We start from the raw sequence: 26,475 nt of genomic DNA, 5'->3' as shown, positions 1-26,475 counted from the left end.
GTAATACACAGGGTAAATTGAAAAGCAGTTTTATACTAGGAATCATTAACTAAAAAAATAAAATAATGGGGCGGCAAGCATGCAATCACCAGAAACAATTCTTGAATTACAACATATTTATAAGTCTTTTGATGATTTTGTGGCACTTGATAATATTAATATCAAACTTGATCAAGGTAAATTTTATTCTTTTTTGGGACCGTCTGGATCCGGCAAGACAACGGTCTTGAGAATTGTGGCGGGGTTGATTTTAGCAGATCGAGGTAAAGTATTATTTGATGGGCAAGATATTTCGAAATTACCAGCCGAAAAACGAAAGGTTAACACCGTCTTTCAGAATTATGCTTTGTTTCCACATTTAAATGTTTTTGATAATGTGGCTTTTGGTCTAAGACTTAAAAGAATGCCTCAAGATGAACTCCAAGAAAGGGTCATGCAAGCTCTAAAGACAATTCAATTAAATGGCTATGAAGATCGGATGATTTCAGAGTTATCTGGGGGACAACAACAGCGTGTCGCTATTGCTCGTGCAATCGTTAATGAACCGCGCTTGTTGTTATTGGATGAATCGTTATCAGCTCTAGATCAAAAATTACGACAGCAGATGCAGTATGAACTGCGCTCGTTACAACAACGATTGGGCATTACTTTCTTGTTTGTGACTCATGACCAAGAGGAAGCATTAGCTATGAGTGATGAAATTATTGTTATGAATGAAGGTAGAATTCAACAAAGTGGGACACCAGTTGATATCTATGATGAACCAATCAATCATTTCGTAGCTAATTTCATTGGCGAGAGTAATATTGTGCCGGGAACGATGATCCGCGATTATGAAGTTGAATTTGTTGGCAAACGTTTCGAATGTGCTGATGCAGGTATGCGTGATCATGAACCGGTTGAGGTTGTTTTACGGCCAGAAGATATTACAGTCACAACGCCAAATCAGGGCAAATTAGTCGTTTCCGTTGATTCTCAGCTATTTCGTGGCGATCATTTTGAGATTACATCTCACGATGAAGATGGCAACGAATGGCTGATTCATGCGACAAACTCGATTGAAGATAGGGATAAAGTTGGCTTGAGTTTTTCACCAAATGCGCTGCATGTCATGCGGTTTGGTGAAAAAGAAGCTGATTTCGATCGGCGCTTAAGTGAATATGAGGGGGACGAATCATGACGCGTACAAGTCGTTTGAGTTATTTTTCGTTGTATTTACTGTGGATTTTATTCTTTGTGATCACGCCAGTTGCTTTGATTGTTTATCAGTCATTTTTTAACTTAAATCATCAGTTTACTTTGCAAAATTACCGGGATTATCTCAGTTCCAGTGTTTATTTAAGAATGACTTTGAATTCTTTTATTTTTGCATTTCTGATTACACTCCTTACTTTGCTGATCAGTTATCCGGCAGCTTATTACTTGACACGATTAAAACATCGGCAACTGTGGATCTTATTAATTATTCTACCGACTTGGATCAACCTGCTGTTAAAAGCTTATGCCTTTATTGGTATCTTTTCTCAGGCCGGGTCGGTTAATCATTTCTTAACTTTTATAGGTATTGGTCCCCAGCAAATATTATTTACAAATATGAGTTTTGTACTTGTTGCTGCCTATATTCAAATTCCATTTATGATTTTGCCAATTTATAATTCATTGGTGGATATTGATCCAGCAATTATCAATGCCAGCCATGATTTAGGCGCTAACAACGTCCAAACTTTGTGGCGTGTCATCATACCCATGAGTGCCAACGGCGTGCGGTCTGGTGTGCAGTCGGTCTTTATTCCTTCCCTCTCGTTATTTATGATTACGAGACTGATTGGTGGTAATCGTGTGATTACGTTAGGGACAGCGATTGAAGAACATTTTTTGACGACAATGAATTGGGGCATGGGCTCTACGATCGGCGTCGTACTGATCATAATCATGTTTATAACGATGATGTTAACGGCCAGTCGCCGTAAAGGGGGTGTGAAACGATGACTGAAAAACATACTTGGATCGGTAAATTATATTTAGCCTTTGCTTTTGCAATTTTATATATGCCAATTTTTTATCTGGTTTTTTATTCCTTTAATTCTGGTAAAAACATGTCTGGTTTTAAGGGCTTTACTTGGAGTCATTATCAAACATTATTTGCAGATTCACGGTTGATCATCATCGTTTTGCAGACCTTTCTGGTTGCGATTCTGTCAGCTCTGATTGCTACTATTGTTGGTTCTCTGGGCGCGCTTGGCATTTATCAAGTCCGCAGACGACACACACGAAATTTACTATTATCGCTGAATAATATTTTAATGGTTTCCCCCGATGTTATTATTGGTGCCAGCTTTTTGATTCTATTCACAGCGATGGGCATCGCCTTAGGTTTTGGTTCAGTTTTGGCAAGTCATATTGCCTTTTCGATTCCAATTGTAGTGTTGTTAGTTTTACCTCGTTTACAGGAAATGGATTACGCAATGATCGATGCTGCCCGAGATTTAGGCGCAAATAGCTGGCAGATATTAAGCCGAGTGATTTTGCCGTTTATTTTACCAAGTGTTTTTTCTGGGTACTTTATGGCGTTCACCTACTCATTAGATGATTTTGCTGTGACCTTCTTTGTAACTGGGAATGGTTTTGCAACGCTGTCGGTTGAGATTTATTCTCGGGCGCGTCAAGGCATTAATTTGGAAATCAATGCCTTATCAGCTTTGATGTTTTTATTCTCAATTATTTTAATTGTTGGTTATTATTTATTAAATCAGTATACACAGTCCCGGCGACAGAGACGGCAAAAGGATGGGGTGTATCTTAAATGAAACGATTCGGAATTTTTGCAGTCATTATCGTTTTGATCAGTGTTTTTCTTGGATTGGGTATCAAATCCTTGAATCAAGCTTCTGGTCAGGGAAATGCGGATAAAACGTTGACGATTTTTAACTGGGGAGATTATATTGATCCACAGTTGATCACTAAATTTGAACATGAAACTGGCTACCAAGTGAAGTATGAAACTTTTGACAGTAATGAGGCAATGTTTACTAAGATCCAACAAGGCGGAACAGCCTATGACATTGCCATTCCTAGTGATTACATGATTGAGAAGATGCGTAAGGCACACTTGTTAGTTCCATTAAGTAAGCAAAAAATCGTTGGCCTATCTAACATCGAACCAGAATTTCTTGATCAAAGTTTTGACCAGCATAATCAATATTCAGTGCCTTATTTTTGGGGGACACTGGGGATTATTTATAATGATAGATATGTAAAAGCCAGTGAAATGCAGCATTGGCGTGATTTATGGCAACCTAAATGGCGCAATAGTATCATGCTGGTAGATAGTGCTCGAGATATTATGGGACTTGCTCTAGTTAAGGATGGGGCTTCCATGAACAGCACGAATCAGGTGCAGCTTCAAAAAGCAGCCACCGATCTTGATCAACTCGCACCAAATGTGAAAGCAGTCGTTGCCGATGAAATTAAAATGTATATGAGCGATAATGAAGCACCCTTAGCGGTCACTTGGTCTGGAGAGGCAGCAGAAATGCTGGCTAATAACAGTCACCTGCACTATGTGGTCCCTTCAGAAGGTAGTAATTTATGGTTTGATAACATTGTCATTCCCAGGACAGTTAAGCATAAAAAAGCTGCCTATGCCTTTATTAATTTTATGCTGCAACCTAAAAATGCGGCACAAAATGCTGAATACATTGGCTATGCCACTCCAAATCGCTTAGCAAAACGTTTGTTGCCAAAAGCAATTCGTGAAGACAAACAGTTCTATCCTGATCAACAAACAGTGCGTAATCTGCAGGTCTATCAAGATTTAGGGCCAACGTGGGTACAGCGGTATAATGATCTATTTTTAGAGTTCAAGATGCATAAATAACAATTACTCAACTTTTGTTAGCCGATTAAAGCACCAAATACTCAAATAGATCAAATTCATGATAACCCAAAGAATTGCAATAAAAGCCAGACTTTCTGGATGCCACATATGTAAAATTGGCGTTATGACTCGGCTTGGATCTAGCAAATAGACAGTATGAATACGTAAAAAACGACCAATGTAGATACCAATTGCTGTTAACAGTAGTGTTAATTCTAATAAAAAAGGATAATAATGGGTTTTACCGTGAAAGAAGCGCTGATTCACTTGGATCAGCGTATTTTTCATTGTTGCAAAACCTAGAATTGTTGAGACGATAGCACTAGTTACTAGGTAGGCAAAGTAAAGCCAGAGGTGCGTATTGGCGCGCATTAACATGGTGGTTTGATTATAAGGGTGTAATAGTGAAAGATGAAAAAGATCGGTCAATAGGTAGGGCGTATTGGGATAAAAAAGCAGCCAAATTAGTAACAATAGTAGATAGATCAAATTTGATTTGATTTGTTGGTCACTTAGGTGAAACGCAATTTCAATGGGAATATAAGCTAAGAGTGTGTTTAAAAAAATAAATTCAAACGGATTTTTGATACCTACAAAAGCAAAAATTAAAAAGAAGATGTAGGCAAAACGAATGAACCAACGAATTTGAGATTTATTCATGGGGATGACTCCAATTATTAATTATTTAATGAATGACGATGGCTGCCTAGAACTAAATTCAAAATAAATTTAGTTTTAGCACAAAAGAACATCGTTTTGCATTCTATTGTACCAGTATTCAAGCCTATATGTCAGCTGAACGTGTGACATCATCGGTGGCTAAGGATTGATAAAAACCATAATAGGTATTAGATTTATTATTCAAGCTGTTTGTGGTTGGGTAAAAAATTTTTTATTTTTTGTAATCTGTACGCACTAAGAATGTTCGTCGTTATATAGCTAGTTAACATAAAATACCGCTTTTGTTCAGCCACTACTGAATGGGAACGTTCAACAAGAAGTAGCTTTCATGTTATAATAATGCGGACGATTTTTTTAGGAGGCAAAGCATGTCGATCGATTGGGCCAATATTTGGACGTTACAAAACTTTATGAATGTCATCGATATCGCCGTTGTTTGGTATTTTATTTATAAATTGATCATGTTGATCAAGGGCACCAAAGCGGTTCAATTGATGAAGGGTATTGCAGTGATCATTGCAATCAAATTGATCAGTTGGTTTTTGAATTTGCAGACTGTTTCTTACATCATGGACCAAGTGATCAATTGGGGCGTGTTGGCGCTAGTCGTGATATTTCAACCTGAAATACGTCGAGGCTTGGAGCATCTCGGGCGCAGTTCTTTATTTCGACGGAATAGTCAAGAAATTAATCAAGAAACAAAGTCGCTTATTGCTGGCTTGGATAAAGCAATACAATATATGTCTAAGCGACGTATTGGGGCATTGATCACGATGCAAATGTCTACGGGGTTAGAAGACTACATAGAGACGGGCATACCCTTGGATGCTGATGTCACCGGGGCGTTACTGATTAATATTTTTATTCCTAATACCCCGCTGCATGATGGGGCTGTGATTATTCGTGATGGTAAGATTGCCGTTGCCGCGGCGTATCTACCTCTATCAGAAAGTAGTACGATTCCCAAAGAATTGGGGACCCGGCATCGGGCAGCTGTAGGGATCAGTGAAGTGACAGATGCTTTGACAATTGTTGTTTCTGAGGAGACTGGCGGGGTGACCATTACCAAAAACAGCGAGTTGCTACGTGACCTTACCCGAGAAGATTATTTAAAATACTTAAATACACAACTGATTCCCAAAGAACCACAAAAAAATGGTCTAAAGACGTTTTTCGATGGCTTTTTTAAGAAGGGGGCCTGATCGTGAATAAACTCTTTACAAAAACTTGGGTTTATAAAGTGCTGTCATTGTTGTTTGCATTAGGCCTTTTTACGTATGTTAATTTGGGGAAGCTATCAACTACACGAAGTTCTTCAGATGGTAATAAGGAAGTGTTGGCAACCAAGAAACAGACAGTTAGTATGCCTTTAGAGTTGCAAACGGACTCCGACAAGTACTTTATTACGGGCTATCCAGAAAAAGTCAGCGTGCAATTGGAAGGGCCAAGTGCACTGGTGACGACGACGGCTAATACACAAAATTTTAAAGTAATGGCTGATTTACGTCGATTAGGTATTGGGCGACATCGAGTGGAATTGAAGCAGCAGGGTCTAAATAATGACATTACTTATAAGATTAAACCGAAATATATTACGATCAATATTCAGGCAAAAGCCACGCAAGTATTTCCAATTCAAGTTCAATTTAATAAAAACAGTATTGCCGATGGCTATAGAGTTGGTGAGCCGAAGCTGAGTCAAGAGACGGTACAAGCAACGGGCTCTAAAGCGGATATTGAGCGGGTCCACCAAGTAGTCGCAAACGTAGGGGTTAGTAATGAACACAAGACCAATATTGATCAAGAAGTACTATTGCAGGCCCTAGATAGTTCTGGTAAGACGATTAATGTAGTTTTAGAGCCGCAAACCGTGCATGTGAATATTCCCGTTTATTTACCAAGCAAGAAAGTAACCTTAAATTTTAATCAGGTAGGGAATGCTGATAAGTCGTTAAAATATGAATTTACGTCAGATACTCGGCAAGTAACCGTCAGCGGGACTCAGGCAACACTAGATAAAATTAAAAATTTATCGGTTCCCGTAGATGTCTCGGGTATTTCTCAAACAACGAATAAAGATGTAAAAATCGATCTTAAAGGCACTGGATTACAGGATGTTGATCCGCAAACGATTCGAGTAAGCATCAAAGTAACTAAGTCTACCAATGAGGAAGCAGCGGCTACGGCTTCTAGTGAAGGGGCGACTGTGAATCAAGCGCGTACGTCACAGTATCCTGCATCGCAAGGTTCTACCGGTTCAAGCACTGCTGCAACGAGTAGTGCACAATCTAGTAGTCATTCTGAAAGTAGTTCGAGTTCAAGTCAGTCGAGTGTATCGACTGAAACAAGTTCATCCTAGTTTGAAATAGAAACTGAATTAAGTGTAAAATTTAGAAGATAAATTATGAACAGTTGAGAGGTAAAAACATGACAAAGTATTTTGGAACTGACGGTGTACGTGGTGTCGCAAATAAAGGTCTGAAACCAGAAATGGCATTTAAGTTAGGCCGTGCCGGAGGCTATGTCTTAACCGAGCATCATGAAGATGAACGAAAACGGCCACGTGTACTGGTGGCAACTGATACACGTATTTCTGGACCTATGCTTAAAGATGCGTTAATTTCTGGTTTATTGTCTGTTGGCATTGAGGTGTTGGATCTCGGTGTGATTACAACGCCAGCAGTCGCTTACTTGATTCGTGTACAAGATGCAGATGCCGGCATCATGATTTCAGCGTCCCATAATCCAGCTGAAGATAATGGCATTAAGTTCTTTGGATCAGATGGGTATAAATTATCTGATGAAACAGAAGAAGAGATAGAGCACTATATTGATGCACCTACAGATGAATTACCAAGACCATCAGCCGAAGGTTTAGGGTATGTTGAAGATTATCCCGAAGGTTCCCTAAAATATTTGCAATTTTTAGCTCAGACATTACCTGATGATCTATCTGGATTAAATATTGTTTTGGATGCAGCTAATGGGTCTACTTCTAATTTAGTGAGCAAGTTATTTGCCGATGTTGAAACAGAATTCGATACGATTGCTACCAACCCAGATGGGCTCAATATCAATAAGGAAGTTGGGTCAACACATCCTGAACAACTGGCTAAAACGGTTGTTGAAAAGGGCGCAGTTGCCGGGCTTGCTTTTGATGGCGATGGTGACCGCTGTATTGCGGTTGATGAACTAGGCAATATTGTCGATGGCGATAAGATCATGTTCATTTTAGGTAAATATTTCAGTGAACGTGGTCGGCTCAAACAAGATACGATCGTAACCACAGTTATGAGTAATATTGGCTTGTATAAAGCTATGGAAGCTAATGGTTTAAAATCAGTCCAGACCGACGTCGGTGACCGTTATGTTGTTGAAGAAATGCGTAAAGATGGCTATAATCTGGGCGGTGAACAATCCGGACATATTATTTTACTAGATTATCATAATACTGGTGACGGTATGTTGACTGGACTGCAGTTATTAAATGTTATGAAACAAACTGGTAAGAAGTTATCCGAGTTAGCCGATGAGGTGCACACTTATCCGCAAAAATTAGTTAATGTGAAAGTTAAAGATAAGAAAAATTGGAAACAATATCCAGAAATCACGGAATCTATTGATACCGTTGAGAAAGAAATGGCTGGAGATGGCCGTATTTTAGTTCGACCAAGCGGCACGGAGCCTCTATTGCGGGTCATGGGTGAAGCAGCCACACAAGAAAAAGTAAGCACATATGTTGATCAAATCGCTGAAGTTGTCAAAAATGTTATGGGTATAGATGAGAGTGGGACAAAAGGCGTTTAACGGCTGAGCCTTAACAAGAATTACGATAAATGGTAGTTTTTCCATTTAAGTGGTTCGTCGTTAAGTGCGGACAATGTCTTTTGGAGCATGTTTTAAACTAAATGATTCGTAAATAAACAGGAGTCAGGACAAAATATTAACTTTGTTCTGGCTCCTGTTTGCAATTAAAGATAGTCGCTTTTGGCTGGCCCGTACTATTGAATGAAACGCTTTTAATTGGATTGATAGTAACTAACGATTATTTGTTTATAAATATCAATACTCGTGAGATAGTCGCTAATAGTAACGTATTCATCAACTTGATGTGCCGTATTATTTCCAGGACCAAAAATTGCAAAGGGGAAATGATGGTCTTCCTGGAAAATTGCTGCATCCGTAATTGGGGCCCCAGTCACTAATGCACCAGACCAGCCCTGTGCTTGTACAATGGCTTGCAGTGTTTTTAAAAATGGTTGATTGGCATCAGTTTTGACAGCATTGATAGTCGAATCCACTTGAACTTTAATTTGGTGATGGGGCTTCGCATTAACGTGCGTAGCTGCTTTTTGTAAGGCGGCGGCAATTTTTTCGTTGGGAACACGAGTGACTGTACGGATATTGCCACGCAGTTTAGCAGTGCCTGGAATGGTGTTAATTTGTTCACCACCATGGATCAAAGTTACATTAGCTGTTGTGTAGCCCAAATCAGGGTCTTTTTGAGCTAGCAGGGGTGCGAGCTCGCTTTGCTGTTGGTTATAATAATCCAGTAAATTTTGAATGGCGTTAATACCAAGTTGCGGCATAGCACCGTGGGCAGTTTTGCCGATAGATTCAGCGGTAAAATCAATAATGCCTTTGTGTGCAAACCAAATATCATGGTTGGTAGGTTCACCAATAATCATTGCTGTTACTGGCTTTAAATAACCGGCCTTAGTTAGTTGGCGCGCACCATAATTATCAATTTCCTCACCTACAGTAAAAATCAGCCTTAAAGGATCGTGAAAATCTGTAGTTAATAATTCTTTAGCAGCCATGGTCATAGCTGCCACGCCAGCCTTCATGTCGGTAGCACCACGGCCATAAATCCGATCTTGATCGATTTGGGCACTAAAAGGCTGGTGCCGCCATTTTGTTGTATCACCAGTTGCAACGACGTCTAAATGGCCACTCAATGCTAAAGTTGGTTTATCACCATTAGGATTGTTAAAGTCAATGATTAGATTATTGCGGCCTGGGGCATATTCAACAAAAGTAGCAGAGATCGTTTTATCCGTTAGAAAATTTGCTAGAACTGTCGCCACTTGACCTTCATTTTGAGCAATTGTGGGAATTTTTAAAATTTCTATTAATAAATTGATACGTTTTTCTTGCGGTGTCATGAACCTTCGCTCCTTTTTAACTTAGTTTAAGCAAGAAGACTATGAAAATGCAAGTTTCAGCTAAAATATAACTGTATACCAATTAGTAAAAATTATATATACCAATTTAAAATTCTCTTGACATTCATTTCGCTTATGGGTTATTATATCTCTTGTTTCCAGAAAGCATCAAAACGGTAAGGAGGGACTATACCAATTTACAAAAGGATAGCGCCTGGTCCGTGAAACGGATGACGAGGAATGAGCTTATCGAAAGATTCGGCGGGTGGCTCAAGGGATCGCACTCTACAGATCAACACAAAAACAGGCTGTGAAGTTTGAACAGAAAGTTGATCAGCGACTGGAAATGTAATTGAAATTAAGAATTCACTATAAACGATGAATAGGGATGTATAACATATGTGTGGAATTGTTGGCGTAATTGGTAAAAAAGATACAACCGAAATTTTATTAAAAGGTTTAGAGAAATTGGAATATCGCGGTTATGATTCTGCTGGCATTTATGTAAATGATCAAGCAGGACATGATTACCTTGTCAAAGAAAAAGGTAAGATTTCTCAACTTGAAAGTGCGGTTGGTCCTGAAGTTCAAGGGATGATGGGTATCGGTCATACACGCTGGGCAACGCATGGCGCACCAAGTGATGTTAATGCCCATCCACATGTTTCTCAAAGCGGCCGGTTTTATTTAGTTCATAATGGCGTTATCAACAATTACCAAGAAATTAAAGAACAGTATTTAAAGGGCGTTAACCTTGTAAGTTCTACGGATACCGAAGTTGCCGTTCAATTGATCGGTGTTCTAGTTGAAGACGGTGGCTTAGATACTGAGAGTGCTTTCCGGAAGGCACTGAGTATCATTGATGGTTCATATGCATTTTTATTAGTTGATCGTGAAGAGCCTGATAAATTATTTGTCGCAAAGAATAAGAGTCCGTTATTAGTTGGTGTTGGTGATGGTTTCAATGTCGTTTGCTCGGATGCATTAGCTATGGTTGCTCAAACCAAAGATTTTGTTGAATTGCATGATGGTGAGATGGTCATCGTTACCAAGGACAAGATTCAACTTATGGATGAACAGGGCAATGAAGTAACGCGGAAACCTTACCATGTTAACTTAGATCCATCTGATATTTCTAAAGGGACTTACCCATACTACATGCTTAAAGAAATTGATGAACAACCAGCTGTTTTACGCCGCTTAGTACAAGAATATATCAATGAGGACGGGACCTTTAACTTTGATCCAAAATTGATCGATGCGCTTAAAGAAGCTGATCGCTTGTACATTGTAGCCGCTGGAACAAGTTATCATGCGGGGTTGGTTGGGAAACCAATTATTGAGCAGATTGCACAAATACCTGTTGAAGTAGAGTTGGCTTCTGAATTTGGCTACCATATGCCGTTGCTTTCTAAGAAACCATTCTTTATTTACTTATCCCAGAGTGGTGAGACAGCAGATAGTCGCCAAGTATTGGTTGAAACAAACAAACGCGGTTTCCCAAGTTTGACTTTGACTAACGTTGAAGCCTCGACTCTATCGCGTGAAGCTGATTTTACACTGCTATTAAAAGCTGGCCCTGAGATAGCTGTTGCTTCAACTAAAGCTTATACAGCTCAAATCACTGTTGAAACTATTTTAGCTCAAGCACTAGCTGTTGCTAAGGGATTGCCTTCAGCAAATGACTTAGATGTTAAGCATCAATTAGGCTTGGCTGCTAATGGTATCCAAACAATTGTCGATAGCAAGGATGATATCGAACAATTGGCGCATGAATTCTTTGCCAATACACGCAATGCTTTCTATATTGGCCGTGGCATTGATTATTGGGCTAGTCTAGAAGCTGCATTAAAACTCAAAGAGGTTTCATATATTCAAGCTGAAGGTTTTGCAGCGGGTGAATTAAAACATGGGACGATTTCTCTAATTGAAGAAGGCACGCCAGTTGCGGCCATTATTACTGATAAAGAAACAGCCTCTCATACCCGTGGTAATGTTCAAGAGGTACAGGCACGCGGCGCGAAAACTTTAAAAATTGTAAGTGAAGATCTAGCTCAAGCCGGTGATCAAATTATTATCCCAACACTTGAAACGGTTTTATCACCACTCGTTAGTATCGTACCAACACAATTGCTAGCTTATTACGCTACTTTACAACGAGGTTATAACGTGGATCAGCCAAGAAACCTTGCCAAAAGTGTAACTGTGGAATAGACACATTTGAACGCCATATTTTAATTAAGTTTTGAAGCGGCTGTTCAATTCAACCTTATCTATGTCATCAGATGTGGAGACAACGTATGATTACTTGTCCTCCGCATCTGATTTTTTAGGCTTAAAATAGGGTCTTAACGATTACGGGGCATCTGCAGTAAAATGAGGTAAATTGGCTTTGAGTTCACTTTATATTTCTGTGATAATAGGGCTAGTTAAAAAAGAAATTAGTGTTTGATATCGGAGTTGGGAAAATGGACGAAACAGATCTGCAAACTTATTGGGATGCTTTTGCACCAGAATACGCAGCGATACAGGCTGAGAGCCAGTTACCGCTGGCGTCCCGTGTTGAACAAGTTTTGAAGAAACGACACTTATTACCAACAGCAACTGTGTTGGATTTAGGTACTGGTGCAGGCCGATTTTTACCCGTTTTAGCAGCCAATGCCCAACAAGTCGTCGCCTTAGATATTTCCCAGGAAATGTTAAAATTTGCGCGACAAGCGGAACAAACGCATGGCTTCGATAATATCACATTTGTGCAGGCTAATTGGCAAACATTTATATCACGAGTTGGTAAGTATGATATTATTTTCGCTAGTATGTTTCCAGATGTAACAGATGCAAAAGAGATGGAGCAATTATTACAATTAGCCGTTAATGGCGTTATTTTTGGGCATTTTATACGGCGGCAGAGTCAGTTGGATACCATTATTTCACGTTCAGTTACCTTGCAATCCCCTGATGACACATTTAATGATGCTGTGATGCAATCAAGAAAAAATGCTTTGGCTGATTTAGGACAAACTTATTCAGTAGATCATTTAATATTCAAAACTTTTGAACCAGTTGATCGGCATTTGTTATTGATGGATCTTAAAGATCAGGTTATTAATGCAGAGGTTCCAGAATTGTTAGAAGCCGTGGCGCGTTTGTATCATAAAAAGCAGACCTTGAAAGACGAGATCTGCTATGTTTATGAATTATTAATGGTTACACCAAGCTAGTTATAAATGTGTACGGGTGTATTTTCCGGAATATTTTCAAAGAACCATTTAGCATCGGCAACACTGAGGCGGATACAGCCGTGAGAGTTGGCCTGTTTGCCCAGTTGCTTTGCTTGTGTTAAGTCGTAAGTACCTGCTTGATTTGTTGGTACAGTATGAAAAAGGTAAATACCATGGTCTTTAAAAGAAACCCAATAATTAGCGCCTTCTTTAGATTCTGAGTTGTAGAATTTCTGTCCCCGCTCAGCTTCGATTTTGAAAGTTCCAGTAGGTGTGCCCCCATCTTTACCAGTTGAAGCTAACATCGTGTATAGCGTTTGTTTGCCAGCCTTCAAGTAAACACGTTGCTTATGAATAGATACATCGACACTTAAATTAGCATAGTGAGCCACATTTGGATAGGGCTTATCCTCAGATGGCTGTTGCCAATAGTCGGTTAACTGGTTAGATTGCTGTGGTGCTTTTGTCTTTGGAACATGTTTGACAATCGTTGGCGCACTCATTTGTGACGCATGACCTTGTTTCAAAGGATGATTAGCAACTATCAAGTAGATGAGGGTGATCAACATGAGACAGACTGTTAAACTAGTAAAAATCAGTTTCAGTTTTTTTGTCATATTGATCTCCTTTCTATAATACGGGATTATCATAACACAATTTAAAGCACTCGTGGTGCATTGCTATATTAGAAATGAGGTGTTGTAATATTAAACGGAACCATATTTTTATCATCATTGTATTGGTTATTATTTCGACATTATTGATCAGTTCTTCAATGACTTATCAGGAGCAAACTTCAGTCCCATTCTTGCAAAAGGTATTGGCTAATCAACCTTTTAAGCAGCAGTTGGCCCATATTTCATTTTCCTATGCTGGGAAAACCCAATCAATTGCGGCCATTGGCTATTTTAAGTTCATTGAATTTTTTATACGTAAGGGGGCTCATTTTCTAACATACTTTATACTTGGTTTGAGTACTTATTTGGGTTTTCAAAATCGAATCCGGGGCCGTTGGTTTGCAGGAATAACGTTTTGGTTAGCCTGTACTGGCTTTGCAGCTACGGATGAATTTCATCAAATGTTAACTGGCGATCGAACGCCATTATTTCAAGATGTTATGTTGGACAGTATGGCAAGTCTATTAGGGTTACTGTTGGCTCTTGGCATTTGTTGGCGCCGCCGCAAAATAAAATTGTAACCGTAATTGAATCGCCCCCATGACTTTGCTATACTAGTATGCGTATGACTATGACTAATTAAATTAATCCAGAAAGAGGGAAACGTTAATGTCAGGACATTCCAAATGGCATAATATTCAAGGCCGTAAAAATGCTCAAGACGCTAAACGTGGCAAGATTTTTCAAAAATTGTCTCGTGAATTATATATGGCAGCAAAGAGTGGTGGTCCTGACCCAAGCGGTAACCCACAGTTACGTTTGATGATGGATAAAGCTCGCGCTGCTAATATGCCCAAAGACAACATTAAACGTGCCATTGATAAAGCTGCAGGTGGCACCGACGAGCATTACGATGAAGTTGTTTATGAAGGCTATGCTCCTGGTGGCGTACCAGTGCTAGTTTATGCGTTGACTGATAATAAAAACCGGACGGCTTCTGATGTTCGAGTAGCTTTCACTCGCAATGGCGGTAGTTTGGGCTCAGCTGGTTCGGTTAGTTATATGTTCGATCGTAAAGGCTATCTTGCAATTGATCGGACAACAACGGATGCGGATGAAGATCAGATGTTGGAAGATGTTATGGATGCTGGTGGTGAAGATTTACAAACTAGCGATGAAGCGTTTGAAATTTATACAGATCCGTCAGACTTCACGGCTGTTCGAGACAGTTTAGAAGCTAAGGGGTACAAGTTGGCTAACGCTGAACTTACAATGATTCCGCAAAACTATGTCGCTGTTCCTGATGATAAAATTGAACAATATGAAAAATTGATTGATCGTTTGGAAGATAACGATGATGTATCAGATGTTTATACTGGCGGCGAGTTACCAGATGAAACAACAACAAATTAATAATTTCTGATTGAGGAGAATGAGGGCATTGTCTTTTGACACACGGTTAGACTTCAATAGTTTGTAAAATAAATCGAGTGTAAAGTCAATCAGAATAGCATAAGGCTGAGACAAAATTAATATTTTGGACTCGGTCTTATTTTTTTGTGATTTTTGCGTATCTATTTATAAAGGGAGGTGAAAACATGGATATCCAAGCCACGGTAGAAAACCTTATTGGACAAGCAATTTTGAATAAAGCCTCGGATGTTTATTTTTTACCGCTAGCTGATACTTATGAGATCCACCAACGTGTACAGCAACATAAACAAGTGGTAGCTCGACGGAGCTATCATGAGATTTTAAGTGTGTTGAACTATTTGAAATACCAAGCGCAAATGAATATCAGTGAGAATCGTCGTCCACAGACAGGGGTAATGAGTTATCAATTTCAAAAGCATGTTTATCAATTGAGATTATCTACGATTGGTAATTTTGAAAATCGAGAATCAATGGTCGTTAGAATTTTATATCCCCAACAGAAATCAAGTGAATTCTATGTTGCCAGCCAGGAACAAACGTTATTTGAATTATGTCAGCAGCGGGGATTGGTGGTATTGTCTGGACCAACAGGTTCTGGCAAGACAACGACGCTATACCATTTAGCAACGCAATTAAGTGAGACACAAACCGTCATTGCGGTAGAAGATCCAACTGAAATTAAGGACGAGCGTATTTTACAACTACAAGTCAATGAAGCAGCTGCCATGGATTATGTGACTTTGTTAAGTGGTGTTTTGCGACATCGGCCTGATGTTTTGATTGTTGGCGAAATTCGTAATTCGGCAACAGCCCAAGCCGCCATTACGGCTGCTTTGAGCGGGCATTTAGTCTTAACGACACTGCATGCGCGTTCTACAGGAGGCGTGGTAGAGCGATTACTAGATCTTGGGATTACGCCAGTTTTATTAAAAAATGCGCTGACAGGTATTTGCTACCAACGCTTAATTCCTGATACAGATCGTGAATTAAGGCTGCTTTGTGACATTTTAAAGGACAATGCCTTATCTGAACTGATCCAAAACCCTAGACAAGTATTTGTTCAATGGCACTATCACTTGGATCATCTATTACACAATGGCAAAATCACAACGGCAGTTCACAATCTTTTCTATCAAGGCTAAGCGGCCAAGTTTGAAACAACAAATTCAGCTATTCCAAATTTTAGGACAAATGTTGCGCAATGGGTTTTCAATTGCGATTGCGTTGCAATTTATGATGGATTTTTTGCCGGACCAACGAAATTGGCTGCAAGTCTTAAGGAAGCAGTTGCGACAAGGCGATTCATTGGCAAGAGCTTTTAAAAGAATTGGGATTCATCAGGAAATTTTAGATCAATTAGCTATTGCTGATCAACATGGGCAACTAATCGTCAGTTTACAGCGTGTGACTAATTGGCTGGAAATTAAGCAAAAGCAGACTAAGAAGATTCGGCAACTGTTGAATTATCCAATTTTATTGGTTGTGATGCTGTTAGGCTGTTTCTTAGTAATGCGCTTATTTATCACACCACAGTTACAAGATCTGGGCGGAACACCACTGGTATTACCTAAAATGATCTTTTGGGTGCCAGCATGCATTGGAACGATGCTTGTAGTTTTGATGGGGGTTCTTTATTATCGCTATCGTTATTTGAATGCGTATCAACGGGTTTTGTTTAAAGTTAAATTACCGTTGATTGGTCAGATTTATTTACAATATTATCAATATTTAGTTTGTAGTAATTTAGCAGTTTTGCTTGGGAATGGTCTAAATTTATCAGAGTTACTCTTTGCCTTAAGTCGCCTATCTAAGGAGAGTCTATTTTCTCAAATATCATTAGACATAAAATGTAAATTATCGCAAGGTAAAAAACTAGAAAAGATTGTTGCGTTTAATCCTATTCTACCTAACGATTTAATTATCTTTATGAAACGTGGTACAACTCTGTCTTTATTAGCTGAAGAATTAAATATTTATAGTGAATTATTATTTGAAGCTTTAGTTGCACGTTTGAATCGCCTATTGCTATTAATTCAGCCATTGGCATTTTTGTTTGTGGCTTCGATTGTTGTTTTGATTTATCTGCAGTTATTATTACCAATTTATAAAACGATGGGGAATGTATGAATGTTGAAAAACTTAAGTATCAAAAAAGAGTTATTTAAATCGAAGAAGGCGTTTACATTATTAGAAATGGTTGCTGTTATCTTTATAATTGCTTTACTTTTGATCATATTCTTACCGAATATCAATGCCCAGAGAAATCATGCCAGTAGCCGCGTGGATGCTGCTTTTGAGAAAACCATCCAGACCCAAGTCGATATATATACGGAGGACAATGACGTTGCCAATTTAAAAGTTGATCCTTGGCAAAAACTGAAAGAAGCACAGCTTTTGAATGAGAGTCAGCGTAAGCAAGCTGTCGAAAAAGGATATACCATTGATGCCAATGGGCAAGTTAATCTACCTAAGAAAGAATGAAACATCAAGGTTTTACTTTTGTAGAATCAATTATTGTGATCTTTATTTTAAGTTTAATCGTCGCAATGAGTTTTACAATTGTACCCGCCATTCGCGTTAAGCAAGAGCAACGTTATTTCTTCAAAAATTTTGAAGCGCAATATATGCGTTATCTAAATGAAACCATGTTAACGCACCGGGCTGCCTGGATTAGGGTCGACCCGCACCAAGTGGTCTTTATCATCGAAACTAGACCCAAGCAAGCAATTCCATTACCAAAATCGATCACCAAAGTTAAAATTTCTTCAAAGGATAGGCTAATTGCAATGAGTGATGAAGGTATAACTGCGCCGAGAACGCTATCTTTTACCACAGAATCGGGGCAAATCTATACATACAAGATTCAAATAGGATGGGGTATTTTACATGTACAAAAAACGTAGTGCGATTTTGCTTGCTGAAAATATGGTAAGTCTAAATTTGATATTTCTTGGCTTATTAGTTTTATTAAGCGTCTTTTTAAGTACGCGACACCAATTAAAAATTGCAAATCATCAGGTGACGCGAACTTTTCAAGCAGTGAATATTTTGCGAGGTGCTCAACCCACAATGGATCGTCCAGAACAAATTTACCACAATGATAGCGGCATAAAAATTCAGTGGTCAGATGGTGACCGAGTTGAGTGCTATGTGTTCTAAGCAAGCTGCTTTTACATTAGTGGAAATGGTGCTTAGTCTGTTTGTGCTTTGCTGTTGTGTCATATTGATCCAAACGACACTGTTAGCTAAACATCATATGGAGATTGCAACCTTAAGTACACAAGAATCTTGGCGTGTACGCTTAGCTTGCATCCAACTGGATCACTATCTCGAACGCTGTGAATTTGTATCGATCAATTTGGTTAATGAACAACTAAATACTAAGTATAAAAGTCAAGAATTGCGAATCTGGCATCATGATAAAAACACTGGGGTGGGGGAGTTGCGAGAAGTAGCACCATATTATCCCAAAAATAGTAACGGTAAACTAACGATTTTATTACAAAATTTTGAATCTAAAGGTTACATGCCATTGTTAGAAAACTGCCGCCAGATGCGGTTTGAATATCATCAACCTTATATTTTAATGCGGATACGAATGGCATCTGGACAAGATTATCAATATCAATTGTTTTGTCCGAAAGTAAGGAGCAGTTCAAGTTGAAGTGGAAGCAGCCGGGTTATATTTTCGTAGTTGTTATATTTTTACTGAGTTTGATTGGTTTCATTTGTATCCAATGTTTGAATACCTATCATCAACAGATGATTATGTTACGTCAATTTCAACATCATCAAGAAGCTGTAATCGTTTTTGACTTGACTAGACCAATTTACCAGGATCAGCATGTTTCTAAAATTGAGACAAGTTTGGGTAATGCGATTTTTACTAAAAAGGGGTCGTTTGTTTACTGTGAAGTTCAATTAAAGAATACGAAATCTAGAGAGCGCTTTAAATATATTGATACTGCAAACAAATAAAATGGTTGGGACTCAATGTGGGACATATTTTTTCTAAGTAAAAACATGAAATTAGTTGCCAAATAATTCAGCTATCGGTACAATAAACTAGTATGATTTTAACCTGAGGTGATGAATTTGACTGAGCGACCAGTCAAGCGACTTTTTGATTTACTAGACCAATCTAACGAATTTTTACGAAAAGATTTAAATACGACCTATTTGGATGCTCTGGCTGAAAATTTAGGTAATATTTTAGATCATAAAAACGTAAAGGTAGAAAATGAGCGACCGACAAGTGAGACAATTGCAAAAATTAAAGCGCTTTATCAAAAGCTGGATTTAGATCAATTTGACTTGCAAACACGACGACAAACTTTGCAGTTATTGGCTTTTAAGGGTATACAAACGGATAAAGTCGAACCAAATAAACAAATAACACCAGATGCCATTGGAGCATTAATTGCCTTTTTAGTGGATGAATTAACTGCTCTACCGGATCAAGGACATGTATTTGATATTGCTGTTGGAAGTGGCAATTTGATATTGACAGTTATGCAGCAGTTACAGCAAGATCAAGATATTTCTTTGCAGGGCATTGGTATTGATAATGACGATCTACTTCTTGAATTGGCTGCTGTATTTAGTCAATGGCTGCTGATCAATTTAGATTTATACCATCAAGATGCTATTATGCCAGTTTTGGCGAAAGATGTTGATTTAGTGGTATCGGATTTACCAGTAGGCTATTATCCAATTGATGCAAATACTAAAAACTTTAAAACTCGCGCTAAAAGTGGTCATGCCTATGTTCATCATTTGATGATTGAGCAAAGTATCCATGCACTAAAAGCGGGAGGATTGGGCTTTTTTGTAATTCCAACAACTATTTTTCAAAGTGATGAAGCCAAGCAACTAACTGAGTTTTTAACAACGACAGCTTATTTTCAAGGTTTATTAAATTTGCCAGCCAAGCTGTTTCGTGACGAAGCCAGTCGCAAGTCGATATTGATCGTCCAAAAGCATGGTTCTGACGCGCAACAAGTAGGACAGGTGCTGCTTGGAGATTTGCCAGATTTTAACGATAAAGCGGGTTTGCAAAAGTTCCGTCAAGAATTGATCGCTTGGCGCCAAAAATATTTTAGTAAATAGAGAAAGAATAGAGGGGTTCATATGTCAAAGATCTTAGCTGTCAATGCCGGTAGTTCGACATTAAAATGGAAGTTATTTACCATGCCCGAGGAAACAGTCATTGCTGAAGGAATGGTTGATCGATTAGGTTTATCAAATTCAGTTTTTACCGTTAAATTTAATGGTAAAAAAACTAAAGAGACCGGTGATATTCCTAATCAAGAAATCGCTGTCAAAAAGTTAATGGATACGTTGATCGATCTAGATATTATTAAAGACTTTTCTGAGATCAATGGTGTCGGCCATCGAGTTGTTGCTGGCGGCGAATTTTTCAAATCTTCTGCATTAGTTGATGATGAGAATTTGCAAAAAATTAAGGAACTTGCAGAATATGCCCCGCTACATAATCCAGCTGAAGCTAAGGGTATTGAGGCTTTTCGCAAAATCTTACCAGATGTTCCTGAAGTCGCTGTCTTTGATACATCTTTCCATACAACGATGCCAGAAGAGAACTTTTTATACAGTATCCCTATGGAATATTATAAAAAATATGGGGCTCGTAAGTATGGTGCCCATGGGACGAGCCATCGTTACGTCAGCCAGCATGCTGCTAAATTGTTGAATGTACCTCTAGCATCACAAAAAATGATTACGCTCCACATGGGCAGTGGGGTGTCAGTGACGGCTGTTAAAGATGGTAAATCGCTAGATACTTCGATGGGTTTTACGCCATTAGCTGGAGTTACAATGAGCACGCGTTCCGGTGATATTGATGCTTCTTTAGTTGCCTTTCTGATGCAAAAACTAAACATTACTGATCCCGAAGATATGATCGATATTTTGAATAAAAAATCAGGCCTATTAGGCATTTCCGGTTTATCACCAGATATGCGTGAATTGGAAGAAACTCGTGATGAACGTCCTGAATCAAAACTTGCGATTGATATTTTCGTCAATCGTATCGTTAAATACATTGGTTCCTATGTTGCTATTATGGGTGGCTTAGATACATTGGTATTTACAGCTGGCATGGGTGAAAATGATATTAAGATGCGTGCTAGAATCGTTGATAAACTAGGCTTTATTGGTGCAAAACTCGATGCCGACCGGAACAATATTATGGCCAAAGATCGAATCATCAGCGCTGATGATTCTAAGATCAATATTTTGTTAGTCCCAACTAATGAAGAGTTGATGATTGCTCGGGATACAGTTACTTTAGGAAATATCAAAGCATAGGAGACTTCTAAAATAAACGGAAGTGAGATAAATGCCTTCAGTGATCGGGCAATAACAAGGGTCACACTAATAGTGGCCTTTTCCATTTGAGCGATTCATCGTTAGGTCGCTGCTCTTTAAAACACATTTAAACAACAAATAGTCGTGTGGCTGAGACAAAACTAACGTTTTGTTTTCAGCCACTATTTTTATGATCATGGTATTGAATTTAAACTTAGCTTTAAGATTACGCTCATGAGGTCGAATGCAATATAAAATTCCTTGAGCGTATGTTTTGTAAAATAAAATGGGCTATAATACAATGAATTTGGTTGAAGATTAGAATTATCGTATTATAACTTTTTTGTTGGTTTTGTTGTTGAACAAGCTAGGAGAGGAGTTTGTTATCATGATTATTGGCATTCCCAGAGAAATTAAAAATAATGAAAATCGAGTTGGCATTACGCCAGCCGGTGTCACGAATTTAATTCATGCTGGTCAGGAAGTTTTAGTTGAAACTGGTGCTGGCATTGGCGCTGGGTATTCTGATGATGCTTATAAAGCCGCCGGTGCAAAAATTGTTTCGGCAGCTGATGCTTGGCAGGCGGATATGGTCATCAAGGTCAAAGAACCGTTAGCTGAGGAATATAAGTATTTTCGACCTGGCCTAATTCTCTATACTTATCTACATCTAGCACCTAATCCAACTTTGACAGATGCGTTATTGGCTGCTAAGGTGACTGCTATCGGCTATGAAACGATGGTTGGGCGAGATGGTGGGTTACCAGCCCTGGTCCCTATGAGTGAAGTTGCTGGACGGATGTCGATTTTAATTGGAGCTCAATTCTTACAAGAACAGTATGGTGGTAAGGGTTTGCTACTCTCTGGTGTACCAGGTGTCCGTAACGGACGTGTGACAGTTATTGGGGCTGGTACTGTTGGCTTCAATGCTGCGAAAACAGCTTTAGGCTTAGGCGCGGACGTTACAATTTTGGATATTAATCCTAGTGCTTTAGCGCGCATTGACGATTTGTTTGCCGGTAATATTAAAACATTATTCTCTAATCATGCGAACATTGCCGAAACTGTTAAGCGGTCAGATTTAGTTATTGGGGCTGTTTTAATTCCGGGAGCTAAGGCACCTACGCTAGTAACAGAAGAAATGATTGCAAGCATGGCGCCTGGATCAGTGATCGTAGATATTCCAATTGATCAAGGTGGGATTTTTGAAACTACCGATCATGCTAGTACTTTTGATGATCCTATTTATGTTAAGCATGAGGTGTTACATTACGCGGTTGCCAACATTCCTGGTGCCGTACCTAAAACAGCGACAGATGCTTTAACCAGTGTCACGATTCCGTATGCTGTCCAAATTGCCAAACAGGGTATTGTTGCTGCGGCGCAAAATAATCCAACTATTTTAACCGGGATCAACACCTATGATGGCCACATTACAGATCAAGCTGTGGCTACCAGCCTCGAGCGGTCTTATATTCCTTTTAATGAATCCGCTGTCAAACAATAATCGTAGCATTCTAAAACTGATTTAAGAAACTCTTTTATCTTGCCTTATTATTAAAATTTAATAAAGCAGTAAAAGAGTTTTTTCATTTATACTATTAAATGATTAAAAGTTGCTGTAAAATTACTCTTTGGTATGTTTTTTTAATTTAATTGATTGGATGAGAACATGGGAATATTGGATTATGTTTATTTATTGATGTCAGTTGTTTTACTGGTGATTTTGGGCCTTGATTTGTTGAAATTAAAATTCCGTAGTCGAATGAATTGGCTTAGATTGACAATTGGTATTATAATTGCTGGGCTTTCGTTTGGCTCAATCAAATATTTTAATACTGACCTCATAGATGCTAGCAGCAATATTTTTATCGGCATCGCTTTTTTAGTGTTTGCTTGTTGGCAAAGGGGTTTATCGAATTGGGGCGTCATTGGTGGTCTAAACGCTGTAAAACCCTACCCACTAGTGACCCATATCCAGATCATTCAACTAAAACCGCAAGATACTCAGGTTGTTTGTCAGTTTGGAACTTTGCAGCGAATAAAATTACGCTTCAAAGCTTCACCGCAAATGTTGCAGCAATTCTTAAGGGAACATAGCATTCCAGATAAACGAATTGAAGTGGAAATGATGGAGGAAAATCATGATTGAGCATAAACAAGAGCCAGAGATGGCGCGTAACTTAAAGAATCGGCATGTTCAGTTGATTGCCATTGGCGGGACGATTGGGACTGGCTTGTTCTTAGGTTCTGGTAAAGCAATCAATTATGCTGGGCCCTCGATTGTGCTGGCTTACCTGATCACGGGGATTGCCTGTTTTTTTCTAATGCGGGCATTGGGTGAATTATTACTTTCTAATTTAAACTATCATTCTTATGTTGAATTTATTCGTGAATACTTGGGTGAAACAGCTGGCTTTGTTGCGGGGTGGACTTATTGGTTTTGCTGGGTCGCAATTGCTATGTCCGAAATCACCGCTGTGGGTTTGTATATCAAGTTTTGGTTGCCTCAAGTGCCGCAGTGGTTACCGGGTTTGATTTTACTAGCAATTTTATTGTTGCTGAATCTGATAACCGTAGGCGCTTTTGGGGAGACAGAATTTTGGTTTGCACTGATCAAGATCGTTGCAATTTTACTATTGATTGGCGTGGGTCTATTCATGATTTTTACGCATTATAAAACCAATGCTGGTCATGCCAGTTTTAGTAATATCATCAATTATGGTGGTTTTTTTCCTAAAGGTTTCAAAGGCTTTTTGTTTTCGTTTCAGATGGTAGTATTCAGTTTTGTTGGGATCGAGTTAGTCGGTCTGACTGCTTCTGAAACTCAGGATCCTGATAAGGTATTGCCAGTGGCGATCGATAATATTCCGATAAGAATCATTTTGTTTTATGTTGGTGCTTTATTTGTTATTATTTCGATCTTTCCTTGGAATCGGGTGTTACCAGATCAAAGTCCCTTTGTGCTAGTCTTTCAAAATGTTGGGATTCGAGCTGCGGCTGATATTATTAATTTTGTGGTCATCACCGCGGCTGCTTCTGCTTGCAATAGTGCTGTCTTTAGTACTGGACGGATGCTTTATTCTTTGACTTATGACACCAAGTCTAAGTTGTTAAAACCATTAGGGACATTATCCAAACAAAAGGTGCCTGCTGTTGCCTTAATTTTTTCATCAGTGGTTATTGCGATTTCAGTTTTGTTAAACATTGTAATTCCTGAATCTGTTTTTACTTTTATTACATCGGTGGCGACAACAACTTTCATTTTTATTTGGGGTAGTATTGTTGTCACGCACTTGCGTTACAAACATAGCGCTAATTCAGCTAAAAGTGTTTTCAAATCGCCGCTATTTCCGTTTGCTGATTATTTTGTGCTGATCTTCTTAGCAATTGTCTTAGTCGTTCTCTTGATCAATCGCTCTACTTTGACGGCAGCAATAGCTTCCATTATTTGGCTGTTGATCATGATGCTGCTAGGTATACGACATACCCATATTTTAAAAAGAGAACAGTCTTAATTCGAATTGAAACTTTTAAACTTGCCTTTATTTTAAATATGCCTATAATGCATTTAATAAGTAAATTGCAGGGGGCATATGAATAATGCAAGCATGGTTAGGTTCAGTGGGTTACAAATCAAGTTTTATTTTTAGTGATGATCAGCAAAAAGCAGAAACACAATTAAGAAGTGATTTAGGCGCTAATGTAGTTGATACTAATGAGTATGAAGATTTTAAAATGAAGCATGTTGCGTTTTTAGACGGGGATGAAGCCAAAACACCGACAACAATTCGCGCAAAACTGTTGGCACATGACGTGTTGACTGAGGTAATCGATGAAGTTAATGCCGATGAAAAACATCAGGCATTAAATAAGCCTGTTTATTAATTTAATAATGAAACTTTTGTGAAGCTAGTGTGTTGGTTGATCTGACATACTAGCTTCTTTTCTTGATATTATTAATATAATTTGATGTTTTAAAATTGTACACAACTATATTTTTATATAAAATGTTAAAATATAATATTATTATTGATTTTTTTGGCTAAACTATGTTATTTTAGTATGTGCGTTCAAATTTATATTTTCGGAGGTGAAAATAGAATTTGCAACGGGTGATACAAGTCAAGTATCATTAATGAAGTAATACAAATTAACATCAAGATTTTCTGTGACACAATACAAGAAACATTCATAGGATGTGGAAAACTATGACATTAGGAGAAACACAACAAGTGGATTATAACAATTTAGTAGAATATATCGGTAGAATACAAGGTAGAAATAGTGATATTATTTTAACGGGGCTGAGAACAGGTGATTTTCCAGTTGTTCAGGTGAAAAATGGCAGTATCGTTGATGCGCGTGAAGGTGATAAGACGCCAGATGTCATACTTGACCGTATTCAAGCAGCAGTAAATAGTGGCTTGAAGCAATTCCATGAACAGTTTAATTTGAAACATAAAACTGTTAATTTATCAATTTTATTAATGGGACGAGAGCATTCAGAATTTGCAATTAGTGTGATCACAGATGTATCCCCATTTATGTCACTTTTGCGTGTAAGTACAAATCTGGCTAAACTATATCAATTGGATGCTGAAGTTGTGAATAGCTTGAGCAATGAAGTTGCTATAGGACGTAAAGCCAAAAAGCAAGAAGAGCTTAGTTTTGCAGATAAGGTTCACCAGATGGTTCGCGATAAAATAGATCAAATTGTTTTAAGTTATGGCATTGATCAAGAGAATTTTAAGGCACGTGACCGTCGTAAAATTGTTGCGCAACTGAATAAAGAGGGCGTCTTTAATATGAAGTACTCTGTATCTGATGTTGCCCGTGCTTTACAGGTTTCAGAGCCAACAATCTATCGCTATATTCAAGAATTAAAGAGCAGATAATCAAACATCACTGTGTCAATCCAGCAATAGGCCAAGGGGAAATCCTTTGGCTTATTTTTTTCGTGATGCCCAAAGATGGATCGTTCGATCTTTGATAAGTGAATACTTAAGCAAAGGGTCAGCATTTAGTGATTTTAATGAACATGCATACTTTGACGATAATGACAAAAAAATATTTTTTTGTTGCGATTTGGTGATAAACGTATTTTAAGCCTGAAAAATTCAAAATTATTTCGAAATTCAATGACAGATACT

General features: G+C 38.5%; 28 protein-coding genes. 25 read left to right on the top strand and 3 right to left on the bottom strand.

The features are described from left to right. Positions 1-79 precede the first annotated feature (79 nt). Genes FHQ08_RS06315 through FHQ08_RS06300 form a run of 4 tightly spaced genes read left to right on the top strand, consistent with a single transcriptional unit; the run spans position 80 to position 3,877 of the window. Positions 80-1,180, top strand: a complete 1,101-nt coding sequence (locus FHQ08_RS06315; RefSeq protein ID WP_230913552.1) for an ABC transporter ATP-binding protein — start codon at positions 80-82, stop codon at positions 1,178-1,180. Further along, positions 1,177-1,989: an ABC transporter permease gene (locus FHQ08_RS06310; RefSeq protein ID WP_230913551.1), complete on the top strand. Its 813-nt coding sequence runs from the start codon at positions 1,177-1,179 to the stop codon at positions 1,987-1,989. Before FHQ08_RS06315 ends, FHQ08_RS06310 begins: the two co-directional genes overlap by 4 nt. After that, positions 1,986-2,807 carry an ABC transporter permease gene (locus tag FHQ08_RS06305; protein WP_230913550.1) on the top strand — a complete coding sequence of 274 codons (822 nt, stop codon included), beginning with the start codon at positions 1,986-1,988 and terminating at the stop codon, positions 2,805-2,807. The genes FHQ08_RS06310 and FHQ08_RS06305 overlap by 4 nt, the downstream gene beginning before the upstream one ends. Beyond that, entirely contained in the window at positions 2,804-3,877 is a 1,074-nt protein-coding gene (locus tag FHQ08_RS06300; RefSeq protein ID WP_230913549.1) for an ABC transporter substrate-binding protein, read from the top strand. Before FHQ08_RS06305 ends, FHQ08_RS06300 begins: the two co-directional genes overlap by 4 nt. A 3-nt stretch (positions 3,878-3,880) precedes the next feature. On the opposite strand, the gene FHQ08_RS06295 is transcribed toward FHQ08_RS06300, so the two are convergent. Beyond that, entirely contained in the window at positions 3,881-4,537 is a 657-nt protein-coding gene (locus FHQ08_RS06295) for a DUF1361 domain-containing protein (RefSeq protein WP_230913548.1), read from the bottom strand. Positions 4,538-4,926: 389 nt separating this feature from the next. On the opposite strand from FHQ08_RS06295, the gene cdaA reads away from it, so the two are divergent. From cdaA to glmM, 3 genes are all read left to right on the top strand, one after another. After that, entirely contained in the window at positions 4,927-5,760 is an 834-nt protein-coding gene (gene cdaA / locus FHQ08_RS06290; RefSeq protein WP_230913547.1) for a diadenylate cyclase CdaA, read from the top strand. A gap of 2 nt (positions 5,761-5,762) precedes the next feature. After that, positions 5,763-6,917 carry a CdaR family protein gene (locus FHQ08_RS06285; RefSeq protein WP_230913546.1) on the top strand — a complete coding sequence of 385 codons (1,155 nt, stop codon included), beginning with the start codon at positions 5,763-5,765 and terminating at the stop codon, positions 6,915-6,917. A gap of 68 nt (positions 6,918-6,985) precedes the next feature. Continuing rightward, positions 6,986-8,365 (top strand): phosphoglucosamine mutase, encoded by a 1,380-nt coding sequence (gene glmM / locus FHQ08_RS06280; RefSeq protein WP_230913545.1) that lies wholly within the window; start codon positions 6,986-6,988, stop codon positions 8,363-8,365. Positions 8,366-8,577: 212 nt separating this feature from the next. Here glmM and FHQ08_RS06275 read toward each other — a convergent pair whose 3' ends face one another. Further along, positions 8,578-9,723 (bottom strand): ArgE/DapE family deacylase, encoded by a 1,146-nt coding sequence (locus FHQ08_RS06275; protein ID WP_230913544.1) that lies wholly within the window; start codon positions 9,721-9,723, stop codon positions 8,578-8,580. A gap of 399 nt (positions 9,724-10,122) precedes the next feature. Between FHQ08_RS06275 and glmS the strand changes: the two genes are divergently transcribed. Both glmS and FHQ08_RS06265 read left to right on the top strand, forming a co-directional pair. After that, a complete protein-coding gene (glmS, locus tag FHQ08_RS06270; protein WP_230913543.1) occupies positions 10,123-11,937 on the top strand; it encodes a glutamine--fructose-6-phosphate transaminase (isomerizing) in 1,815 nt (604 codons plus the stop codon). Between the two features lie 254 nt (positions 11,938-12,191). Further along, complete coding sequence (locus tag FHQ08_RS06265; protein WP_230913542.1) at positions 12,192-12,944, top strand: class I SAM-dependent methyltransferase; 753 nt, start codon at positions 12,192-12,194, stop codon at positions 12,942-12,944. Here the strand turns inward: FHQ08_RS06265 and FHQ08_RS06260 are convergent. Next, entirely contained in the window at positions 12,941-13,561 is a 621-nt protein-coding gene (locus tag FHQ08_RS06260) for a L,D-transpeptidase (RefSeq protein WP_230913541.1), read from the bottom strand. The genes FHQ08_RS06265 and FHQ08_RS06260 overlap by 4 nt on opposite strands. 74 nt (positions 13,562-13,635) lie before the next feature. Here FHQ08_RS06260 and FHQ08_RS06255 point away from each other — a divergent pair, with 74 nt between their 5' ends. The 16 genes from FHQ08_RS06255 (at position 13,636) to FHQ08_RS06180 (ending at position 26,220) form a co-directional block, all read left to right on the top strand. Continuing rightward, the gene (locus FHQ08_RS06255) at positions 13,636-14,142 is read left to right on the top strand and encodes a VanZ family protein (protein ID WP_230913540.1); all 507 of its coding nucleotides are present in this window, start codon (positions 13,636-13,638) and stop codon (positions 14,140-14,142) included. 88 nt (positions 14,143-14,230) lie between these two features. After that, entirely contained in the window at positions 14,231-14,974 is a 744-nt protein-coding gene (locus tag FHQ08_RS06250; RefSeq protein ID WP_230913539.1) for a YebC/PmpR family DNA-binding transcriptional regulator, read from the top strand. A gap of 185 nt (positions 14,975-15,159) precedes the next feature. After that, positions 15,160-16,137, top strand: a complete 978-nt coding sequence (gene comGA / locus FHQ08_RS06245) for a competence type IV pilus ATPase ComGA (protein WP_230913538.1) — start codon at positions 15,160-15,162, stop codon at positions 16,135-16,137. Next, the gene (locus FHQ08_RS06240) at positions 16,091-17,122 is read left to right on the top strand and encodes a type II secretion system F family protein (protein ID WP_230913537.1); all 1,032 of its coding nucleotides are present in this window, start codon (positions 16,091-16,093) and stop codon (positions 17,120-17,122) included. Before comGA ends, FHQ08_RS06240 begins: the two co-directional genes overlap by 47 nt. Beyond that, positions 17,123-17,476, top strand: coding sequence for a competence type IV pilus major pilin ComGC (locus tag FHQ08_RS06235; RefSeq protein WP_230913536.1), 354 nt, complete (start codon positions 17,123-17,125; stop codon positions 17,474-17,476). After that, positions 17,473-17,898 (top strand): type II secretion system protein, encoded by a 426-nt coding sequence (locus tag FHQ08_RS06230; RefSeq protein WP_230913535.1) that lies wholly within the window; start codon positions 17,473-17,475, stop codon positions 17,896-17,898. Before FHQ08_RS06235 ends, FHQ08_RS06230 begins: the two co-directional genes overlap by 4 nt. Beyond that, positions 17,882-18,154, top strand: a complete 273-nt coding sequence (locus tag FHQ08_RS06225; RefSeq protein ID WP_230913534.1) for a hypothetical protein — start codon at positions 17,882-17,884, stop codon at positions 18,152-18,154. Before FHQ08_RS06230 ends, FHQ08_RS06225 begins: the two co-directional genes overlap by 17 nt. Then, a complete protein-coding gene (locus FHQ08_RS06220) occupies positions 18,144-18,659 on the top strand; it encodes a ComGF family competence protein (protein WP_230913533.1) in 516 nt (171 codons plus the stop codon). Before FHQ08_RS06225 ends, FHQ08_RS06220 begins: the two co-directional genes overlap by 11 nt. After that, positions 18,656-18,973 carry a hypothetical protein gene (locus tag FHQ08_RS06215; RefSeq protein ID WP_230913532.1) on the top strand — a complete coding sequence of 106 codons (318 nt, stop codon included), beginning with the start codon at positions 18,656-18,658 and terminating at the stop codon, positions 18,971-18,973. Before FHQ08_RS06220 ends, FHQ08_RS06215 begins: the two co-directional genes overlap by 4 nt. A gap of 117 nt (positions 18,974-19,090) precedes the next feature. Further along, a complete protein-coding gene (locus FHQ08_RS06210) occupies positions 19,091-20,104 on the top strand; it encodes a class I SAM-dependent methyltransferase (RefSeq protein WP_230913531.1) in 1,014 nt (337 codons plus the stop codon). A 21-nt stretch (positions 20,105-20,125) separates the two neighbouring features. Next, a complete protein-coding gene (locus tag FHQ08_RS06205; protein WP_230913530.1) occupies positions 20,126-21,322 on the top strand; it encodes an acetate/propionate family kinase in 1,197 nt (398 codons plus the stop codon). A gap of 388 nt (positions 21,323-21,710) precedes the next feature. After that, complete coding sequence (gene ald, locus FHQ08_RS06200) at positions 21,711-22,829, top strand: alanine dehydrogenase (RefSeq protein WP_230913529.1); 1,119 nt, start codon at positions 21,711-21,713, stop codon at positions 22,827-22,829. A 174-nt stretch (positions 22,830-23,003) separates the two neighbouring features. Beyond that, positions 23,004-23,474 (top strand): hypothetical protein, encoded by a 471-nt coding sequence (locus FHQ08_RS06195; RefSeq protein ID WP_230913528.1) that lies wholly within the window; start codon positions 23,004-23,006, stop codon positions 23,472-23,474. Beyond that, positions 23,464-24,840: an amino acid permease gene (locus tag FHQ08_RS06190; RefSeq protein ID WP_407929191.1), complete on the top strand. Its 1,377-nt coding sequence runs from the start codon at positions 23,464-23,466 to the stop codon at positions 24,838-24,840. Before FHQ08_RS06195 ends, FHQ08_RS06190 begins: the two co-directional genes overlap by 11 nt. Before the next feature lie 85 nt (positions 24,841-24,925). Beyond that, positions 24,926-25,210, top strand: a complete 285-nt coding sequence (locus tag FHQ08_RS06185) for a hypothetical protein (RefSeq protein ID WP_230913526.1) — start codon at positions 24,926-24,928, stop codon at positions 25,208-25,210. Between the two features lie 323 nt (positions 25,211-25,533). After that, positions 25,534-26,220 carry a helix-turn-helix domain-containing protein gene (locus FHQ08_RS06180; protein WP_230913525.1) on the top strand — a complete coding sequence of 229 codons (687 nt, stop codon included), beginning with the start codon at positions 25,534-25,536 and terminating at the stop codon, positions 26,218-26,220. The last annotated feature ends 255 nt before the right edge of the window (positions 26,221-26,475 follow it).

The sequence above is a fragment of the Agrilactobacillus fermenti genome, assembly GCF_021030645.1.
Classification (GTDB): domain Bacteria; phylum Bacillota; class Bacilli; order Lactobacillales; family Lactobacillaceae; genus Agrilactobacillus; species Agrilactobacillus fermenti.
Note: the sequence above shows the minus strand (reverse complement) of the source record. Positions and strands in the feature narration are given on the sequence as shown.

Coding starts and splice junctions, on each gene's coding strand:
- FHQ08_RS06315 (WP_230913552.1), top strand. CDS start 80: ATGCAATCACCAGAAACAATTCTTGAATTACAACATATTTATAAGTCT.
- FHQ08_RS06310 (WP_230913551.1), top strand. CDS start 1,177: ATGACGCGTACAAGTCGTTTGAGTTATTTTTCGTTGTATTTACTGTGG.
- FHQ08_RS06305 (WP_230913550.1), top strand. CDS start 1,986: ATGACTGAAAAACATACTTGGATCGGTAAATTATATTTAGCCTTTGCT.
- FHQ08_RS06300 (WP_230913549.1), top strand. CDS start 2,804: ATGAAACGATTCGGAATTTTTGCAGTCATTATCGTTTTGATCAGTGTT.
- FHQ08_RS06295 (WP_230913548.1), bottom strand. CDS start 4,537: ATGAATAAATCTCAAATTCGTTGGTTCATTCGTTTTGCCTACATCTTC.
- cdaA (WP_230913547.1), top strand. CDS start 4,927: ATGTCGATCGATTGGGCCAATATTTGGACGTTACAAAACTTTATGAAT.
- glmM (WP_230913545.1), top strand. CDS start 6,986: ATGACAAAGTATTTTGGAACTGACGGTGTACGTGGTGTCGCAAATAAA.
- FHQ08_RS06275 (WP_230913544.1), bottom strand. CDS start 9,723: ATGACACCGCAAGAAAAACGTATCAATTTATTAATAGAAATTTTAAAA.
- glmS (WP_230913543.1), top strand. CDS start 10,123: ATGTGTGGAATTGTTGGCGTAATTGGTAAAAAAGATACAACCGAAATT.
- FHQ08_RS06265 (WP_230913542.1), top strand. CDS start 12,192: ATGGACGAAACAGATCTGCAAACTTATTGGGATGCTTTTGCACCAGAA.
- FHQ08_RS06260 (WP_230913541.1), bottom strand. CDS start 13,561: ATGACAAAAAAACTGAAACTGATTTTTACTAGTTTAACAGTCTGTCTC.
- FHQ08_RS06255 (WP_230913540.1), top strand. CDS start 13,636: ATGAGGTGTTGTAATATTAAACGGAACCATATTTTTATCATCATTGTA.
- FHQ08_RS06250 (WP_230913539.1), top strand. CDS start 14,231: ATGTCAGGACATTCCAAATGGCATAATATTCAAGGCCGTAAAAATGCT.
- comGA (WP_230913538.1), top strand. CDS start 15,160: ATGGATATCCAAGCCACGGTAGAAAACCTTATTGGACAAGCAATTTTG.
- FHQ08_RS06240 (WP_230913537.1), top strand. CDS start 16,091: ATGGCAAAATCACAACGGCAGTTCACAATCTTTTCTATCAAGGCTAAG.
- FHQ08_RS06235 (WP_230913536.1), top strand. CDS start 17,123: ATGTTGAAAAACTTAAGTATCAAAAAAGAGTTATTTAAATCGAAGAAG.
- FHQ08_RS06230 (WP_230913535.1), top strand. CDS start 17,473: ATGAAACATCAAGGTTTTACTTTTGTAGAATCAATTATTGTGATCTTT.
- FHQ08_RS06225 (WP_230913534.1), top strand. CDS start 17,882: ATGTACAAAAAACGTAGTGCGATTTTGCTTGCTGAAAATATGGTAAGT.
- FHQ08_RS06220 (WP_230913533.1), top strand. CDS start 18,144: ATGTGTTCTAAGCAAGCTGCTTTTACATTAGTGGAAATGGTGCTTAGT.
- FHQ08_RS06205 (WP_230913530.1), top strand. CDS start 20,126: ATGTCAAAGATCTTAGCTGTCAATGCCGGTAGTTCGACATTAAAATGG.
- ald (WP_230913529.1), top strand. CDS start 21,711: ATGATTATTGGCATTCCCAGAGAAATTAAAAATAATGAAAATCGAGTT.
- FHQ08_RS06185 (WP_230913526.1), top strand. CDS start 24,926: ATGCAAGCATGGTTAGGTTCAGTGGGTTACAAATCAAGTTTTATTTTT.
- FHQ08_RS06180 (WP_230913525.1), top strand. CDS start 25,534: ATGACATTAGGAGAAACACAACAAGTGGATTATAACAATTTAGTAGAA.